At 61.5% G+C, this 275-nt stretch carries 1 protein-coding gene; it reads right to left on the reverse strand.

All coding sequences use genetic code 11. The features are described 5' to 3' along the window. A partial coding sequence (locus tag ACM6J5_RS25920) for a contractile injection system protein, VgrG/Pvc8 family (RefSeq protein WP_414929601.1) occupies positions 1–275 on the reverse strand: 275 nt, incomplete at both ends.

The following is a 275-nucleotide window of genomic DNA, read 5'->3' on the forward strand; positions in this document are numbered from 1 at the left end:
GGTGATGTAGCTGTGGGACTTGAGCGGCTGCTCCAGACGGAACTCGAACCCGGGCAGCACGCCATAGTGGGTGAACACCGTGCGCAGGATGTCTTCGACGGTTTGCTCCTGAAAGATCCGCGAGTCGAAGCGGCGCGACAGCATCCACAGCCAGGGGCTCAAGGTGGCCGAATAGTAAGCCAGGCCACCGTCACTGTTCTGCAGGCTGAAGCGACTGATGTAACCGTGAATGTAGCGCGCCTCGCCGCACGCCAGTTCAATCTCGAGCGACGCCG

The sequence above is a fragment of the Pseudomonas sp. IT-P74 genome (genome assembly GCF_949768175.1).
In the GTDB taxonomy this organism is placed as follows: Bacteria; Pseudomonadota; Gammaproteobacteria; order Pseudomonadales; family Pseudomonadaceae; genus Aquipseudomonas.